The sequence below is a fragment of the Lentibacillus cibarius genome, from assembly GCF_005887555.1.
Classification (GTDB): domain Bacteria; phylum Bacillota; class Bacilli; order Bacillales; family Amphibacillaceae; genus Lentibacillus; species Lentibacillus cibarius.
Window position 1 is genome coordinate 1,136,139 of sequence record NZ_VCIA01000001.1, and the last position, 16,242, is coordinate 1,152,380.

General features: G+C 42.5%; 11 protein-coding genes and 1 riboswitch. Of the genes, 2 read left to right on the forward strand and 9 right to left on the reverse strand.

Going from position 1 to position 16,242, the window contains the following annotated elements; all coding sequences use genetic code 11:
* Nucleotides 1-147 precede the first annotated feature (147 nt).
* Both FFL34_RS05510 and pepV read right to left on the reverse strand, forming a co-directional pair.
* On the reverse strand, nt 148-1,944 hold the full coding sequence (locus tag FFL34_RS05510; RefSeq protein WP_138602217.1) for a M3 family oligoendopeptidase: 1,797 nt from the start codon (nt 1,942-1,944) through the stop codon (nt 148-150).
* 91 nt (nt 1,945-2,035) lie between these two features.
* Entirely contained in the window at nt 2,036-3,454 is a 1,419-nt protein-coding gene (gene pepV, locus FFL34_RS05515) for a dipeptidase PepV (RefSeq protein ID WP_138602219.1), read from the reverse strand.
* Between the two features lie 464 nt (nt 3,455-3,918).
* On the opposite strand from pepV, the gene FFL34_RS05520 reads away from it, so the two are divergent.
* Nucleotides 3,919-5,868: an LTA synthase family protein gene (locus tag FFL34_RS05520; protein WP_199799058.1), complete on the forward strand. Its 1,950-nt coding sequence runs from the start codon at nt 3,919-3,921 to the stop codon at nt 5,866-5,868.
* Nucleotides 5,869-5,996: 128 nt separating this feature from the next.
* Here FFL34_RS05520 and FFL34_RS05525 read toward each other — a convergent pair whose 3' ends face one another.
* The 7 genes from FFL34_RS05525 to FFL34_RS05555 form a co-directional block, all read right to left on the reverse strand.
* A complete protein-coding gene (locus tag FFL34_RS05525; protein ID WP_138602223.1) occupies nt 5,997-7,619 on the reverse strand; it encodes a sodium:solute symporter family protein in 1,623 nt (540 codons plus the stop codon).
* 129 nt (nt 7,620-7,748) lie between these two features.
* Nucleotides 7,749-7,851: riboswitch (SAM riboswitch) on the reverse strand.
* Between the two features lie 327 nt (nt 7,852-8,178).
* Complete coding sequence (locus FFL34_RS05530; RefSeq protein WP_138602225.1) at nt 8,179-10,227, reverse strand: CocE/NonD family hydrolase; 2,049 nt, start codon at nt 10,225-10,227, stop codon at nt 8,179-8,181.
* A 121-nt stretch (nt 10,228-10,348) separates the two neighbouring features.
* On the reverse strand, nt 10,349-11,026 hold the full coding sequence (locus FFL34_RS05535; RefSeq protein WP_234031434.1) for a TetR/AcrR family transcriptional regulator: 678 nt from the start codon (nt 11,024-11,026) through the stop codon (nt 10,349-10,351).
* Nucleotides 11,027-11,093: 67 nt separating this feature from the next.
* The gene (locus FFL34_RS05540; RefSeq protein WP_138602227.1) at nt 11,094-11,735 is read right to left on the reverse strand and encodes an ABC transporter permease; all 642 of its coding nucleotides are present in this window, start codon (nt 11,733-11,735) and stop codon (nt 11,094-11,096) included.
* Nucleotides 11,736-11,842: 107 nt separating this feature from the next.
* Nucleotides 11,843-12,664 (reverse strand): glycine betaine ABC transporter substrate-binding protein, encoded by an 822-nt coding sequence (locus FFL34_RS05545; protein WP_234031435.1) that lies wholly within the window; start codon nt 12,662-12,664, stop codon nt 11,843-11,845.
* A gap of 21 nt (nt 12,665-12,685) precedes the next feature.
* Nucleotides 12,686-13,327 carry an ABC transporter permease gene (locus tag FFL34_RS05550; protein WP_138602229.1) on the reverse strand — a complete coding sequence of 214 codons (642 nt, stop codon included), beginning with the start codon at nt 13,325-13,327 and terminating at the stop codon, nt 12,686-12,688.
* Entirely contained in the window at nt 13,328-14,449 is a 1,122-nt protein-coding gene (locus tag FFL34_RS05555) for a betaine/proline/choline family ABC transporter ATP-binding protein (RefSeq protein WP_138602231.1), read from the reverse strand.
* 814 nt (nt 14,450-15,263) lie between these two features.
* Between FFL34_RS05555 and FFL34_RS05560 the strand changes: the two genes are divergently transcribed.
* Nucleotides 15,264-16,208 carry a glycosyltransferase family 2 protein gene (locus tag FFL34_RS05560; RefSeq protein ID WP_138602232.1) on the forward strand — a complete coding sequence of 315 codons (945 nt, stop codon included), beginning with the start codon at nt 15,264-15,266 and terminating at the stop codon, nt 16,206-16,208.
* Nucleotides 16,209-16,242: the final 34 nt, after the last annotated feature.

Below are 16,242 nucleotides of genomic sequence, written 5' to 3' on the forward strand. Positions count from 1 at the left end.
AACTGGAAGTTTTAACGTCAATTCTGTGAAAAGCTGCCAGATTCATGTTCGGCATGAATCTGACAGCATCAATCCTTTTGCCCTGTTTATTTTACTCAGTCATTATTGCTTGATCTGGTTCACGTCCTTTTTCTCACTTCCCCGGTTTCATGTTGTCAGCCTAATAAATTCTGCTGCATCTTCGGCCATCAGTTGAATGCCAGCTTCCCAGAAATCCTGTTTCGTGATATCGACGCCTAGGTGTTTTGCGGCGAGGTCTTCCACCTTCATCGCTCCTGTGTCCTGCAACAGCGCGATATATTTTTCCTCAAAGCCTTCCGGATGCTTCAAGTATTCCGCGTAAATTCCCAGGCTAAACAAAAAGCCGAATGTATAAGGGAAATTGTAGAACGGTATATCATCGATAAAGAAATGCAATTTGCTGCACCAGAAATGTGGATGATAGTTGGCTAAGCTGTCACCATAAGCTTGTTTTTGCGCCTCCACCATCAGTTCATTCAACCGTTTTTCCGATACAATCCCTTTGGCACGCTCGGTGTAAAAGGCATCTTCAAATAGGAACCGGGCGTGGATATTTAGAAACATCGCTGTGGCATTTTCCAGTTTCGTATTCAACAGCGTGACTTTTTCAGCCTCGGATGCTGCGCCCGCCAAGGTTGCATTGGTGATAATCGTTTCGGCAAATGTACTTGCTGTCTCGGCAACATTCATGGCATATTCCCGGTTCAAATCCGGCAAGTCCTTCATCACGTGGCTATGAAAGGCGTGACCTAATTCGTGGGCTAAGGTGCTCGCATCACTCGGCGAACCGGTGAATGTCATGAAAATCCGTGACTCTTCCCATTCCGGTAGCAACGTGCAATAGCCGCCAGGGCGTTTATTCGACCGGTCCTCCGCTTCCACCCAGCGATTTTCCAATGCGTGCTTGGCAAATGCCGACATTTTTGGGCCAAAGGTTGCAAAATTGTCAATGACAAAATCGCATGCTTCATCATAAGTGAACGTCTTCGGTTGAACACCATTCATCGCAACTGGTGCCTCCACGTCCTGCCAGCCTAATTTTTCCATGCCGAGTACGTTCGCCTTCTGATGTAAAAAGTCGATGAACGGCTGCTTATTATTAGCGACAGCTGTCCACATCGCATCCAACGTTGCTTCGGTCATCCGGTTGTATTCCAGCGGTTCTTCCAAATGACTTTTGCGTTGGTGCGCCCTTTGCAATGTCAGTCGGTAACCGTCCAAATGATTAATGGTATCGGCAAAAATCGGTGCATACTTGCTCCAGGCCGCTTCCCAGTTTTCAAACAGCTGTTTACGTATGGTAGGATCGGGATCAGCATACATCCGGTTCATCGCCTGGCCGACAGACAACTGCCTTGTTTCCCCATCCTTATCTGTCAATGGGATGGTCATCAGTGAAACAACTGTATCATACAAGTTGCTCCATGCGGCCAGTCCGTCCTGATTCAGCTCGGCGATGAGCTTTTCCTCTTCCTCCGACAACAGTCGCTTACCCTTATCTCGCAGTTCGTTTAGGGTAAAAGCTATTTCCTTCAACGATTCATTTTCCAGTAGTTGCTGCCAGTCCGCATCTGCCACAGCGACCAATTGTTTTGTAAACGTGTTGGATAGCTTTTGCATGTCACTGTATAAATCCATGACTTGCCCCATGACCACGTCGGCGTATTCATCGTCCATGAACGCATCATGATACATTTGAACGAACGTTGCAGCCTGTCCGATCCCCTTACCAATCGTCTCTTGCTGCTGCAAAAGCGCCTGCAATTTTTCAGCCGATGGGTCCTTGCTGAGATCCTCGTTGTTCAACGTCTCCTGATACGTCTGGATATCTTCTTTTAAGGACGCCAGCTTCGATTGCAGTTCTTTAGATTTCGTTCCCCCTGGAAAAATACTATCTAAATCCCATGTGTTTGGATAATTCATTGCCTGTCACTCCCCTTTTTGATTACAATCGCGCAAATATTGGACGCCGGTTTCAGCCTTGCCGGAAAATAGCCTGCATTGCCCCCCCGTATTAATCGGCTTTTGCCAGTTCATAAATCGCTTGTGCATAAATGGCGGTTGCCTTCAGTAAATCGTCCACCACAGCATATTCATCTTTTTGATGCATGACATCCGCACGTCCCGGGAACATCGCGCCAAACGCTACCCCGTGATCCAAGGCGCGCGCATAGGTACCACCGCCAATGGCCAGCAGTTCCCCCTTCTCACCGGTTTGGTCCTCATAGACACGCTGCAAGGTCTGAATAAGCGGATCGTCTTTTTCCACATGCGTTGGTTTGGAATCCGTCAAGTTCTCCACCGTTAGCCCCTTGGCCTCAGCCGCTTTTGTTAGTGTATCTTTACCTTTTTCCATATCAAACGTAACCGGATAGCGCATGTTGACCCCGATGCGTCCTTCCGATCCTTTGCTGTAATGCATAACACCAACATTCATCGTCAAATCACCGGAGATATCGTCGGAAAAGGCCATGTCGAAAACTTCTCCACGTGTTTGTTCATAGAATTCGGCAATCTCAGCGATAAACTTATGGCCTGACGCATCCAGTGGCAGATCCTGCAAAAACTTCGCCAGCCATATACCGGCGTTCACCCCGTTTCGCGGTTCGGCTCCGTGTGCGCTCATCCCGTTTAAGCTGAAAATGATTTGCCCATTTTCCGTGGTTGCTTGGCCGTCTAAACTAGCATCCGCCAGAAAGCGCTGATATTGCTGAATCATCTCACTCTCTTCCTGTGGGAGGGACACACGAGCTTCGGCATAGTCGGGCACCATATTATATCGCCGACCGGATTGAAACGCCTGCAGCACTAGTTCATCATCCGAAGTCGCTGCATCCGCTGACATCACCAAATCAAAATCAGAAATGCCTTTTTCCGCAAAAATAATCGGAAAATCCGCGTCCGGTACAAATCCCATATCCGGCATTTCCTCGTGTTGGAAATAATGCGCCACACCGCGCCAATCACTTTCTTCATCCGTGCCAATAATCAGGCGGACGCGCTTGTTCAGTGGGATGCCGAGCTCTTTCACAATTTTCATCCCATAATAAGCGGCAATGGTCGGTCCCTTATCATCACTTGAGCCACGGGCATAAATCTTCCCGTCTTTAATCGTTGCACTGTAGGGGTCCACGCTCCATCCATCCCCCTCAGGCACCACATCAGCATGTCCCAATATGCCAAGCAGCTCGTCTCCCGCTTCACCCATTTCCAAGTGACCTGCAAGATTGCCGACATTCTTCACCGCGAATCCGTCCTGTTCACCTAAATCCAGCATATACTGCAAGGCATCTTTCACACCTTGCCCGAGCGGTGCCTCGTCTGTAGCATTTGCTTCATCGAGGACACTTTTTATTTGCAAAAATCCTTCTAAATCACTAAGAAATTTATCTTTACGTTTAGAAACTTCCTCCATCCAATTGATCTTATCCATAACTTGTTCACTCCTTCGTTCGGCCTAACCTGTTCTCATTCAGAACGATTGGTAGGCTAGCTTGTTATGTAGGTTACCCATTATTGTACCGCAGACCCACCTTCATTCAAAATATTTCCTTTTCCTGAAACAAAGGTAGCATTCAGGAGGTTACAGGCACACAATCAGTCGCTAAGTCATATTTGTTCCGGAAAAGACATATGATTCATCGGGTGTTCAGACGTATCCATGATGGTTTTGTTTCACCGTATGCTGTTCGTTTAACTAGCGAGAAAGCAGGGAAACGACATTTAATAAGAATTAATCTTAACAAAATCATCAAACAAATATATAATAGATTGTAATCAAATCGGAACCATCCTCCAGACGATTCATCATTGCTTAATAATAAAAGATGGTTTTAGTAAAAAAGTCGGTTTATTCGTTAAGTGATTGAAAACGGGGGGTGACGAAACATGGATAAACTGAAGAGCTTAAAATCGGCCAAAATGGGGTTTTTCATACTCGCTTTGCTTTTATTTTGGCTAAAGACGTATATTATATATCTGTCAGAGTTTAATTTAGGCGTCAACAATTTACTGCAACATTTTTTACTATTTATTAATCCGTTGAGCTCGGGACTAGTGTTGCTTGGTCTCGCGTTATTTTTTAAGGGAAATCGATTTGGTATCACGTTGCTGATTATTGATACACTGCTGACGTTGTTTATGTATGCTAATATCATGTTTTACCGTGATTATGATACCTTTATTACCATTCAAACGCTGATGCAAACGGAAAATGCCAGCAGTATTGGTAAAAGTGTTCTTAATTTATTTGAGTGGCATGATTTTTTGTATACACTGGATCTTATCGTTCTGGGAGTACTGTTTCGTAAATGGAAAACTGACTGGCCCGAGGTACATGTGAACTTGAAAAAACCTTTTGCTGTCCTGGCTTCAGGAGTTATTGTGTTCACAGTTAATTTAGGTTTAGCAGAGATTGACCGCCCGCAACTATTGCAGCGTGTTTTTGACAATAATTATATTGTTAAGTATTTAGGCGCGCCTAACTTTGCCGTGTTAAACACGGTTCAGACGGTGAAGGCCAGCGCGAAACGATCGATGGCTTCAAGTGACGATATAAAGGAAGTGGAAAACTATACGAACAAGAAATATGCTGAACCGAACGCCGAATACTTCGGGAAAGCAACGGGCAAAAACATTATCAAAATTCACTTGGAGTCGTTTCAGTCATTTCTGATTGATTATAAGCTGCACGGGGAAGAGGTAACACCGTTTTTGAATTCGCTTGTTCATGATAAAAGCAAGAATTTCACGTACTTTGATAACTTCTTTCACCAAACAGGGCAAGGTAAAACGGCCGACGCGGAATTACTGATGGATAATTCCCTGTACGGATTGCCACAGGGTGCTGCATTTGTTACCAAAGACACAAATACGTATCAGTCGTTGCCAGCTATTCTGGATCAAAAGCAGAACTATACAAGCGCCGTATTTCATGGGGATGAGAAATCATTCTGGAACCGAAACCAGATTTACAAACACTTAGGTGTGGACGAATTTTATGGTTCTAGCTACTATGACATGAGTGAAGAAAAGGTGGTCAATTATGGCCTGAAGGATAAACCTTTCTTTAAGCAATCCATGCCAGCACTTGAGAAGCTTGAAGAACAAGATGATCCTTTTTACGCGCACATGCTGACACTGACCCACCATTATCCGTTTTTATTGGATGAAGGCGATGAATCAATAGCACCTGCTGAAACCGGCGATGGTACGGTTGACCGCTATTTCCAGACAGCCCGTTATCTGGATGAGTCGCTGGAACAGTTTTTTAAAGACCTGAAGAAAAAAGGGTTATATGAGCATTCAGTCATCATGATTTATGGTGACCATTACGGCATTTCGGAAAATCATAATCGAGCCATGAGTGAAATCCTAGGTGAAGAAATCACGCCATTGAAAAATGCGAACTTGCAGCGGGTCCCCTTTATGATCCGTGTTCCGGGTGTTGACAGCCAAGGGATCAATCATGAATATACCGGTCAGGCGGATGTCATGCCGACGATGCTGCATCTGCTGGGAATCAATGCCGACAATTACATTCAGTTTGGTACGGATATGTTTTCTGACGAGCATAGAGACTTTGTACCGTTCCGCAATGGCAACTTTATGACCGAGGATTACAGCTATGTGAAGAATGTCTTTTACGATAATGAAACTGGAAAAGCGATAGAAGAACCGACCGCAGAAATGAAAGAATTACGGGATCAGGTCCATTATGAATTAAGCTTAAATGATGAAGTACTAAATGGTGACCTGCTTCGATTCTATGAACCTAGTAACGATTGGGAGCCGATTGATCCTAGTAAATACCAGTATGGAGAGTCTAATGAAGAAGAGAACCGATAGGATAAAAGAGCAAAAATAGCAAGAACCCGCTTCCCAATTAATGGGGAGCGGGTTCTTTGTAAGTAAGGGGCTTTGCGTAACTACAGCCGTATTCGTACTAAGATTATTCCTTTCCAAATGCGCTTACACTAGCTTCTTGCTAAATTAGCTACTTTTCCCCTAATCTGCTGCTTTTCTTCTTCCGGCCGGAAAAAGCGGATGGTAGCGATATAAAAGAACAAGATTGCCGCAAACATAAACAAACCAAACAAACCGTTTCGATAAAGCGGAGAAAAATAAATTATATTGACAAAACAACACACACCCCCTCCTATTAATCCAATATAAGCCAAGCAATCTGTTTTTTGCATAAACCAGTTTGCCTGACCGTCCATCAAGGTAACCACGATAATACTAACGATATTAATCGAACTCCCAATCCAGACGGGGTGAATTTGCAAGAAAAAGGCACTTGGATGCCAATCACCAAGGTAATACCATACTAAACCACTTGCAAAACCCGTGAATAGCGAAACGGCAACTGCACGCTTCGTAACGACAGGCCAGAATAGTGCTGCAATAACCGGTGCGAACGTTGCACTATTTCGTATCGTCCAAGCCAATACATTCCACCACGCAGATTGTTCCGTGCGCAGTAAGCCAAACACAATCATCAACACCGTTAAAAATAGCAATGAAATTTTGGTATAGGCGATCTGCTGATTTTCGGTTACAGCAGGTTTTATTGAACGGCTCACATCACGGCCAAGGCTGGTTGCCCCAGAGAACTGACAAGGACCTCCCCATCCCAGTGCACACGCCCATACACCTAGAAAAAATAAGCCAACAAGCGGTGCGGGGAGCACTTCCATTAAATACTGAGGAATGGCAATCAATCCCGTTTGTGCCCGGGGAACGATGACACTAGCCGAAATACCGAATAACACACCCCCAACGATGAAGGGGACAGCCATAAACCCAGCAATAATCAGTCCTTTTTGCCCTTCTTCCGGTGTCCGAGATGAAAGTGCCATCTGGAATGCAGCCTGAGCAAGGATAACGTTGACCAAGAAGGTGCCAAACCAGGCAACAATCACCTGCAATCCAACGTTGTCAAAGGTAAACATGGCCGGTTGTTCGTCAGCAAACGCAATTAAACCGTCTATCCCCGGATGAATGAAAAAAGCAATCACCCCAATGACGACCATCATTACAAATAAAATCATATTCATGGACTGCGTAAAAGCAAGCGACCACATTCCTCCCGCTTGCAGATAGATGAACAGCAAAATTGCAGTAAACGCAATCGATAGAGAAAGTGAAATACCTGTGAACACGTGCAGGGCCGAAGCAAACGCAATTGCCGTGGCAACTGACCACATCGGAAATGCAAACGCCGTAATTGACCCTGCAACTCCTTTAACCAGTCGCCCGTATGTATCACCAATAAGTCCGGAAACGGTAACTAACATTTTTTTCCGAAATGGACGAATGATCAAAAACGCAATGATAAAAATCTGCATCATTTCAGCAACCCCATACCATACAGCCGATATACCGCTTAAATACGATAACTCTAAAATAGAAATATAGGTGGAACCGGAAAATAATCCCGTTATGCAAAAAGCTACAATCCATTTATTGAAATTCCGACTACCAACAAAATAGCTATCCTGATTGGTCAAACGCCGCTTAGCGATTTGGCCGGCAATAATCAAAGCAACGGTATAACCAACCGTTAAGATAATAATCCATACACCATAGGATGTCATTGCAATCATCTCCTTTTAAACAAATCAATTTTCTAGATTAGTTAAAGCATTCCAGATTAAAAATTAAAAAACGAAATAAAAAAGCCCCCTTCCGATTATAAGAAGAGGACAGTACAGTTCCGGTGCCTCAACTTATCTTTCAGACCTTTGTCTGCTGGATTTGGCACAGTACTCAAAAGAGCCCGCTGCCGAGGTTTCAAAGGGCCAGTCCCTCCACCTCTCTGGATAAGAAGTTCACTTATTTAAATGTAGTAACACATAATTTACACGGTCTTGATGAATTGGTCAATAGTTAAATGAGTTTTTATTATAAATTTTTTAATAAATTAAATCACTAAGCAAGTTGTGATTGATATTTTAAAGCCAATGATTGAGTGCACTACCTATGGATCTATGTGCGGTTAGAGTGGTTTTTGCACTGGTACGTTTCATTTTCTTAAACAGAAAAAGTGTCATAAAAACACATATGACACTTTTTCCTATTGAGATTCGATTGTTATAGGGTAACATCTATAGAAGTTGAATAATACCGCAACCATGTTTCCCTTTTTCACATCTGTTATTGGTAATTACGCGGAATCGTTTCTTCCCATGTTTTACGGAAAATTTCCTCGCCATTGAGCAACGCAATCATGGTATTAGTCAAATAAAACGATGTAGCATCACTAGACATAGTACTGTCGGTGAGCAGCTTGGTATCCCAATCCTCACGGCCAACAGTCAATTCCCATTCACATCGAACATTAGCCGATAATGGATCACCGGACTTAATCGTGAACGTATTTTTATTTTTGCTGCCATGCCTGATGCCGTTCATCAGCAATCGGCGTTCCCCTTCATCCGAGTAGTCCTGCAATTGCCATGTATCCGTAACCGTGTCGTGAACAACATTACGTGTTCGTTGTTCGGCTCGTAAAATTTCCTTGTCGATTACTTGGGCCGTTTCCGGATTTTCAAATGAAATGCTAGCATCTGCCTCCGGTCGCGGCGTACGTATCGGTAAGGCTAATGTGGTTTCTTCACCGGTTAGCACATGCAATGTTACCGGTTCAGGCGACGGCCATGCTTGTGGCCAATACGTTGGTGCGAGAGAAAGTTCCAAGCTGTGTCCAGCCGGAATGTTCTGGCCTAGGGCATCCAACTTAACCGTTGCCTCATAAACTTTTCCGGGCTCGAGTGCTTCTGGGTGCTCATGGGACTGCAGATGATTTAAATTGAGCATGCCCCAGCTAATTAACGTCAACTCGCCGGTCGGAGCTTTATCACAAAGTTTGACAGCAACAAGTGCATTTGGCTGATCAGACGTGAATTTCATATGGAAGGTCGGTTCACCAAGTAAATCCACACCTTCTTCCAATGGATCCGTTGTAAATACAACCGTTTTACCATTTTCTAGACGTTGATCTGCAGGTAAATCCCCAGGCTCCCCAAACGGACAATAAACGCCTGCATACATCCCATGTTCCTGGACACTTGGCACAACAACTGTTTGCTCATCTGACGGGTTCTGTTGCAGTTTACCTTCTGCGTTCAGCCAATAATGACTTCTTGCTACTTGTGCGGATGGCCAGCTCTCATCGACAACCCATTTCCCTGGCCGTTCATCGTAAGTCACTTGCGGCAATTCACTATTTTGAATCCATGATATTAATTTTGGATCATCTTTCACGCCTGTATCGATGCCCTTAAGCCATTGATCCCACCAGCGCAGACATTCCTGTAAAAATCCAATAGTTGGCTCAGGAATGGCTACCTCAGGAAACTCATGTGCCCATGGTCCAATCAGCCCTTTAGAATAAGGTAGATTTTCCAATAGACGGAACACCCTATCTGTATACCCGTCTTGCCAGCCACTCACGGTAAAGACTGGTATATCCACCTTGGAATAGTCCTCATTAATAGACCCATGCTTCCAATAGTCATCTCTCGTCTGGTGACGCATCCATTCATGAACATATGGCGTTGTGTTTAAACGCTCCAGCCAATTATCCTTCCAACTATCGCCGACAACTTCCGGATCTTGCGGTCTTGCACTGTAAGCGAACATCGTAGACGCCCACCACAGCATATCTGATGCCAGTATATTGCCACCGCGGTAATGCACATCATCCGCATAACGGTCGTCAGTGGAACAAAGGGAGATGATTGCTTTTAACGCCGGATGCTGACGAGCGGCAATCTGCAAGCCGTTAAACCCGCCCCAAGATTTACCAATCATGCCGACATCTCCAGTGGCCCATGATTGCTGGCCGATCCAGTCGAATACCTCCAGGGCATCGTCATGTTCTTGTTTTAAATATTCATCCGGTAAATAACCATCCGAATTGCCGGTCCCCCGGATATCCACCCGAATGCTGGCATAGCCATGGCCGGCGAAATAAGGATGCCGGGCGGAATCGCGTATCGCGGTAAAATCATCTTTGCGGTAAGGCAAATATTCCAAAATAGCCGGAACCGGATGAGTCTCCGCATCAACGGGCAGCCAAATCGTTGCAGCAAGGCGGCTGCCGTCGGATAATGGAATCCATACATGATCCAATTTTTTAATTTCTCGTGGAAATTCTGTCTTCGTTGTTCGGTGGTCAGAATCTGCTATATTAAATACCATTGTTGTTTCAGCTCCTCCTAATGTACTGCAAATGCTTCCATCGGTTATCAGTAGAAAGATGGGAATTGTTCAACTATTTCTGGTCTGAGCGTTGTTTAACCACGTCCGTATTCGTACGTAATTAAATGTTGTTTTTCCGGAACGACAATATCGATAATACTTTTCCTAATAAAATACATCGTTCTCTTGGCTGCTTCTTCTTTGTGAAATTTTTCCTGAGATTAAGCAAATTCATCATCATGCCTGTCCAAATAAGCATCGTTAAGTCAGCGATGTATTCAAGATCTGGCTCTTTAATAAATTCCTCGTCAATTGTTTTATGAATAAATAACGAGCTTCTTTTTGCAATATCGTGATGCGCAATAATGGATTGTACCTCGTCGGATAAGTCAATCAGCTCATTTTCATAAACCTCATAATACATCTGCATCATTTCTTCCGGAATTACTCCAAGATTTTCAATGTATAAAAGATAATAGACTTCTGGAAAATGAAACGAATGACGACAAAAACATTCCCAAGCGTACAACCATTTTTCTACGGTGTTATTGCCTTTTTCCATATAATTTGGCAAATCATGTACATAAGAAGTGGTATAACGCATCGCTGCAAAAAATTTTAAATGGGACAGATCCCGAAAATAATTATAAGCAGTTGAACTTGTATATCCAGCTCGATCAGCAATTTCTCTTATCCTAATATTGTTCAGGCCCTTTTCTTCAATTAATTCTGATGCCGCATCCAAGAAATATCGCCACATTCGGGCAGTCTGAATCCTCTTTCTTTCATTGGCCATCATCAACTTTCCCTCCCATCCTCGCTTTTACATAACACAGACTTTGTGGCAACATACAAACTAGTCATACTTAAGCCAGACGCTTTTTCGTCTTGCGTTCAACTGTACCTAGTGCTAAATCAGCAATAATTGCTATGAGTGTAGCCGGTATTGCCCCAGCATAAATTTTGACGTCGGATTGCAAACTAATCCCCGAAACAATCTCCTTTCCAAGTCCACCGGCTCCAATATAAGGACCAATGGTTGCTACAGAAATCGCGATCACTGCTGCCAGACGCAATCCTGCCATCAAGTAAGGAATGGATAAAGGGAATTGAATCTTAGCCAGTAGCTGCAACGGCGTCATGCCAATACCTACACCGGATTCAATAATGCTATCATCCACTTCCCTAATGCCAACATACGTATTTTTAACGATTGGTAAAAGAGAATAGAGAAATAGACCAATGACGATGGTTTTGAACCCAAATCCGAGATAAAGCATCAGAATCGCCAGCATGGCAAGACTTGGTATCAACTGCAAAACATTCGTAATCGATATGATAATTGGAGCCAATTTTTCAAACCGAGCTGCCAGTATGCCGAGTGGAACACCGACAACGAGGGAAAGTCCAATACCATAAACGACCATCAGAATGTGTTCAATTGTTAGTGCCAATAATTCATTGTAATTCTCAGTCATATACGTGACCAAGTCAGTAATAAAAGTCATCAGCATCACCTTCCCCTTTTAATCAAGCATACCTTTCTCCTGTAGAAATTCTTTAGCAACTTCCTTTATTTCACGTTTTTCAATATCCACTTGATAAATTAGATTCGTCATTTCTTCTGTGCTAACCACATCAACAAGTGACTGAAGACATCACCGATTTCATCATACTCATTGATAACGTCATTCGCTGCTACAAGAGATGCTTCATAAGGAGGGAAGAAATTCTTGGTATCTTCCAATACCTTCAGATCATATTCTTTTAATTGCGGATCAACGGTATAAACGGTAACAACATCCAATTCCCCGTTGTCGATTCCTTCGTACATAAGTGCAACATCCATTCCGCGTGCATCGTCAAACTCATAGCCGTATGTTTTTTTGAAGCCTTTGTAGCCATCGTTGTCACGTTCGATCCAAGCGTTGTCTGTTCCAAGCGTCAAGGAATCGGCGTATTCGCCTAGTTCGACTAACGTATTCACATCATTTTTCTGTAAAAATTTACGTTTCGCTGCAATGCTGTAATTATTAACATAACCTAATGGGTCATACCATTTGATGTCATATTCCTCACCAAAGAACTTCTGAGCTTGCTTCAGTGTTTTATCTGGATCAGTCGAATATTCCACATCATCAAAGTAGTTATTGTACACTTCACCTGAAAACAAGCTGGCAAAGTCAAACTCGTCACGTTCAAATCCGGCAAAGATCTGCGGACTCGCCGGTAAATCTTCAACAATGTCAACTTCATGATCCGTTCTATCTTCAACTAGAAGCTTCAAAAGTCGTACATTAATTTTCGAATCAGTATTTTTGGCAGAACCTGCTGTGAACACTTGGCCACCATCAGCCGAAGTTTTATCACCACAGCCGGCTACAATGGTCAGCAACAATACAAATCCAACGAGAAATAGTTTTCTGAATGTCATCATCATTCTCCCCTTTACATATTTTTAAGAATAAGCAAATACCTTTTCAATCTTACCTAGTACAATATCAAGTAAAACCGCTATTATAATCGCTAAAAATGTCCCCGTAAAAATCATAAATGTATCATTATAGCCGATACCCGCCAAAACGAGGTCGCCCAAACCACCAGCGCCGATTAATGCCGCCAGGGTTGTCCAGCTGATAATGTACACCGATGTAACCCGGATACCAGACATAACATAAGGCAGTGCAACCGGTAATTCAACTTTAAATAAACGCTGAAATGTCCCAAATCCCATTCCTTTGGCAGCCTCGATTATTTCCGGGTCAACCGAGTTCATACCAGCATAAGTGTTTCGAAGCAGCGGCAATAACGAATACAAGAACAAAGCAACAACTGCCGGAACAAAACCGATACCAAGTAGTGGAATTACAATTGCCAATAAAGCAATCGTCGGTATTGTTTGGAAAACATTTGCAATGTTAAAAATAACCGTTTTGACTGGTTCGTTTTTCACTTTCGTCATAAAAACAGCTAGCGGCACCGTAAATAAGACGGATAGTGCAATAACCGTAAATGCAATAATCATATGCTCATACATATACGACAGAATGGACGAATAATCTTCGCTCCAATAAGTAATATATTCCTGAAAAAGTGTCACTTATTGATCACCACGTTCAGTCTCAGACATAACATGCCATTCATGGAGCAACTTATACGGGTCAAGCATTCCCACTAGCTGACCGTCCGTGGCAATAACCGGTGTTGTCGTATAGACACCATTTAATTGTTTGACAACTTGCTCAGTTTCCATCCCGTTTTCGACTGTATAGGTGTCCGAATCGATTAGATCAGACAATTGTTTATCCTTATTAGCTAAAGCATGATATAGATTGATAGAACCGTAATAAATACCTTCTTTTGTTTCAACAGGGATATCAGTAACTTTGTGGGCAGTCATTTGTTCAATTGCTTCAGCAGTCGAACTATCTTTCTGAATGGAAACAAATGATTCCGATATAAACGTATCTAAAGAAGGCAATTTTTGTTCCGCGGCCAACCGCTTTTCGCCGATAAAATCTTTCACAAAGTCGTCTGCTGGATTAGCGATAATCTCCTTTGGCGAACCTTTTTGAACGATTTGGCCATCTTTCATCAAGATAATTTGATCGGCTATTTTAAGCGCCTCATCCATATCATGGGTAACAAATATAATGGTTTTATTAATTTCAGTTTGGAGGCGGAGCAATTCATCCTGCAATTGTTCTCGACTGATTGGGTCCAATGCACTGAATGGCTCGTCCATCAAAATAATGGATGGCTCTGCAGCAAGGGCACGAATAACGCCTATACGCTGCTGCTGACCGCCACTGAGTTCGGATGGGTAGCGATTCATGTAAGTCTGGGGATCAAGGTTAACGAGTTCCAGCAATTCGATGACTCGATCCTTAATTGTTTCTTTCGGCCATTTAAGTAATTTTGGTACTGCAGCCACATTATTGTAAATCGTCATATGCGGGAAAAGTCCTATGTTTTGAATGACGAAGCCCATATGCCGACGTAATTCAATCGGATTAACATCCTTTATATTCGTACCGTCGAGCAATATCTCTCCACCTGTATAATCCACAAGTCTATTAAGAAGTTTCATTGTTGTTGTCTTCCCGCACCCACTCGGGCCTATCAATACGTTGATTTTTCCATCTTCAAAGGCTAAATCAATGTTCTTTAATGCTTGAAAACCATCTTCATAAACCTTCTCAATATTTTTAAGTTCAATCAAATGAATCCCCCTTTAGCGAATATGAGATATAACAATATGACACTCGTTTAGACGACATAAATCAAAATATGACAATGTTAATGTAGCATCTGTTAAACAGTAACTTGAACATCAATTTCAAAATTGAATGAAGTCAGTTTCCTCCTTACAGTCCCATGTCTCCTATGAACCAAATCTCAGATTCATATGATGAACATGTTTTTTTAGAGAACGTGTTCATATAAATTACAATAATAAAGACAAAAAAGTCTGTCAAGGTGACATCTGTAATGAAACAACCTCAATCCCTTGCACAGCAGGCGTTTCGACAAATTTAAAAAATTTCATCTGTCTAAAATGTGCAAAAATGGAGAGTTTGGCTAAGGAACGGAAGATTTTCGGCGGCTGCCGAAAATCCTCTTTTGGGTATGGACGGTAATTCGGGTACGGGGCGGTCTGTCGCTCGAGTTGGTGCGTGTCGCTCAAGTTTGGGTGCGTGTCGCTCGAGTTGGGGTATGCGTCACACAAAAAAAGACGAAAGGCGTTTTATCTCTACACCCCTTGGTATATTATACTATTCCGATTCTTGAGATTGCTGTTATAATCTTTTTCAGATACTAGAGGTACTGTTTACCCAACTTTTTTCTACCTCTCTTTTCCCGTCCACTTGCTGCACAAGTCTAAAGTTAACTAGACTTACCACTTATTCAATCTATTTTCGTGAACATATATAAGATGTTACATTATTACTATACTATGACTATCGAAATATCGAATAAGCTGTGCATGGCGTTCAAACAAGTTATGTGCATAAATCAGTATTCGGAGGACTAGCATGAAAACTATTACAATCTTGATACCAACCTGTAATGAAGAAGATGTGTTACATCATTTATATGGTCGCCTCATTCCCGTGATTAACCAAAATCCCGGATATCTATTTGAACTATTTTTTATTAATGACGGTAGCACTGATCAATCAATAAAAATTATTAAGGAACTTCGAGAATCGGATAACCGGATCTCTTACTTGGAGTTATCAAGAAATTTTGGTAAGGAAACTGCCATGATAGCTGGTTTGGACTATGCAAGAGGGGATGCGGTTATTATTATTGACGCAGACCTTCAGGATCCACCAGAGTTAATTTCCGAAATGATTAGATATTGGGAAGAAGGTTATGATGATATTTTTGCCAAAAGGAAATCACGTGAAGGTGAGTCTTGGTTGAAGATTTGTACCTCTTCAGCTTATTATAAACTACTGAAAAAGTTGAGTAGAATACCTATTCAAGAAGATACCGGGGACTTTCGTCTACTGGATAGAAGATGTGTTGAAGCACTTAAGCAAATGCGCGAGGCCCAAAGATATACAAAAGGTATGTTTAGCTGGATTGGTTATAACAAGAAAGAAATTCCCTTTGACAGAGATCCGAGGATGGCAGGTAAGACAAAATGGAACTACAGGAGACTTTTTGACTTGGCCATTGAAGGGATTACTTCCTTCACAACTACTCCACTGCGAATCTCCTCATTATTTGGTTTGCTAGTCTCTGGTTTTGCATTTATTTATATGATATGGATTATCGGAAAGACACTTATTTTTGGTGAATCAGTAATGGGATACCCGTCCTTGATGACAGTCATTCTTTTTATGGGTGGAATTCAATTACTTTCGATGGGAATCATTGGTGAATATCTTGGAAGGGTTTTTAATGAAACAAAAAAGCGCCCACTTTATTTTATTGATGAATATAACGGGGAAAAAGAGAGAAACCGTTAGCAAATTGAATAAGGTTATTTTAAATTGTCCCCGT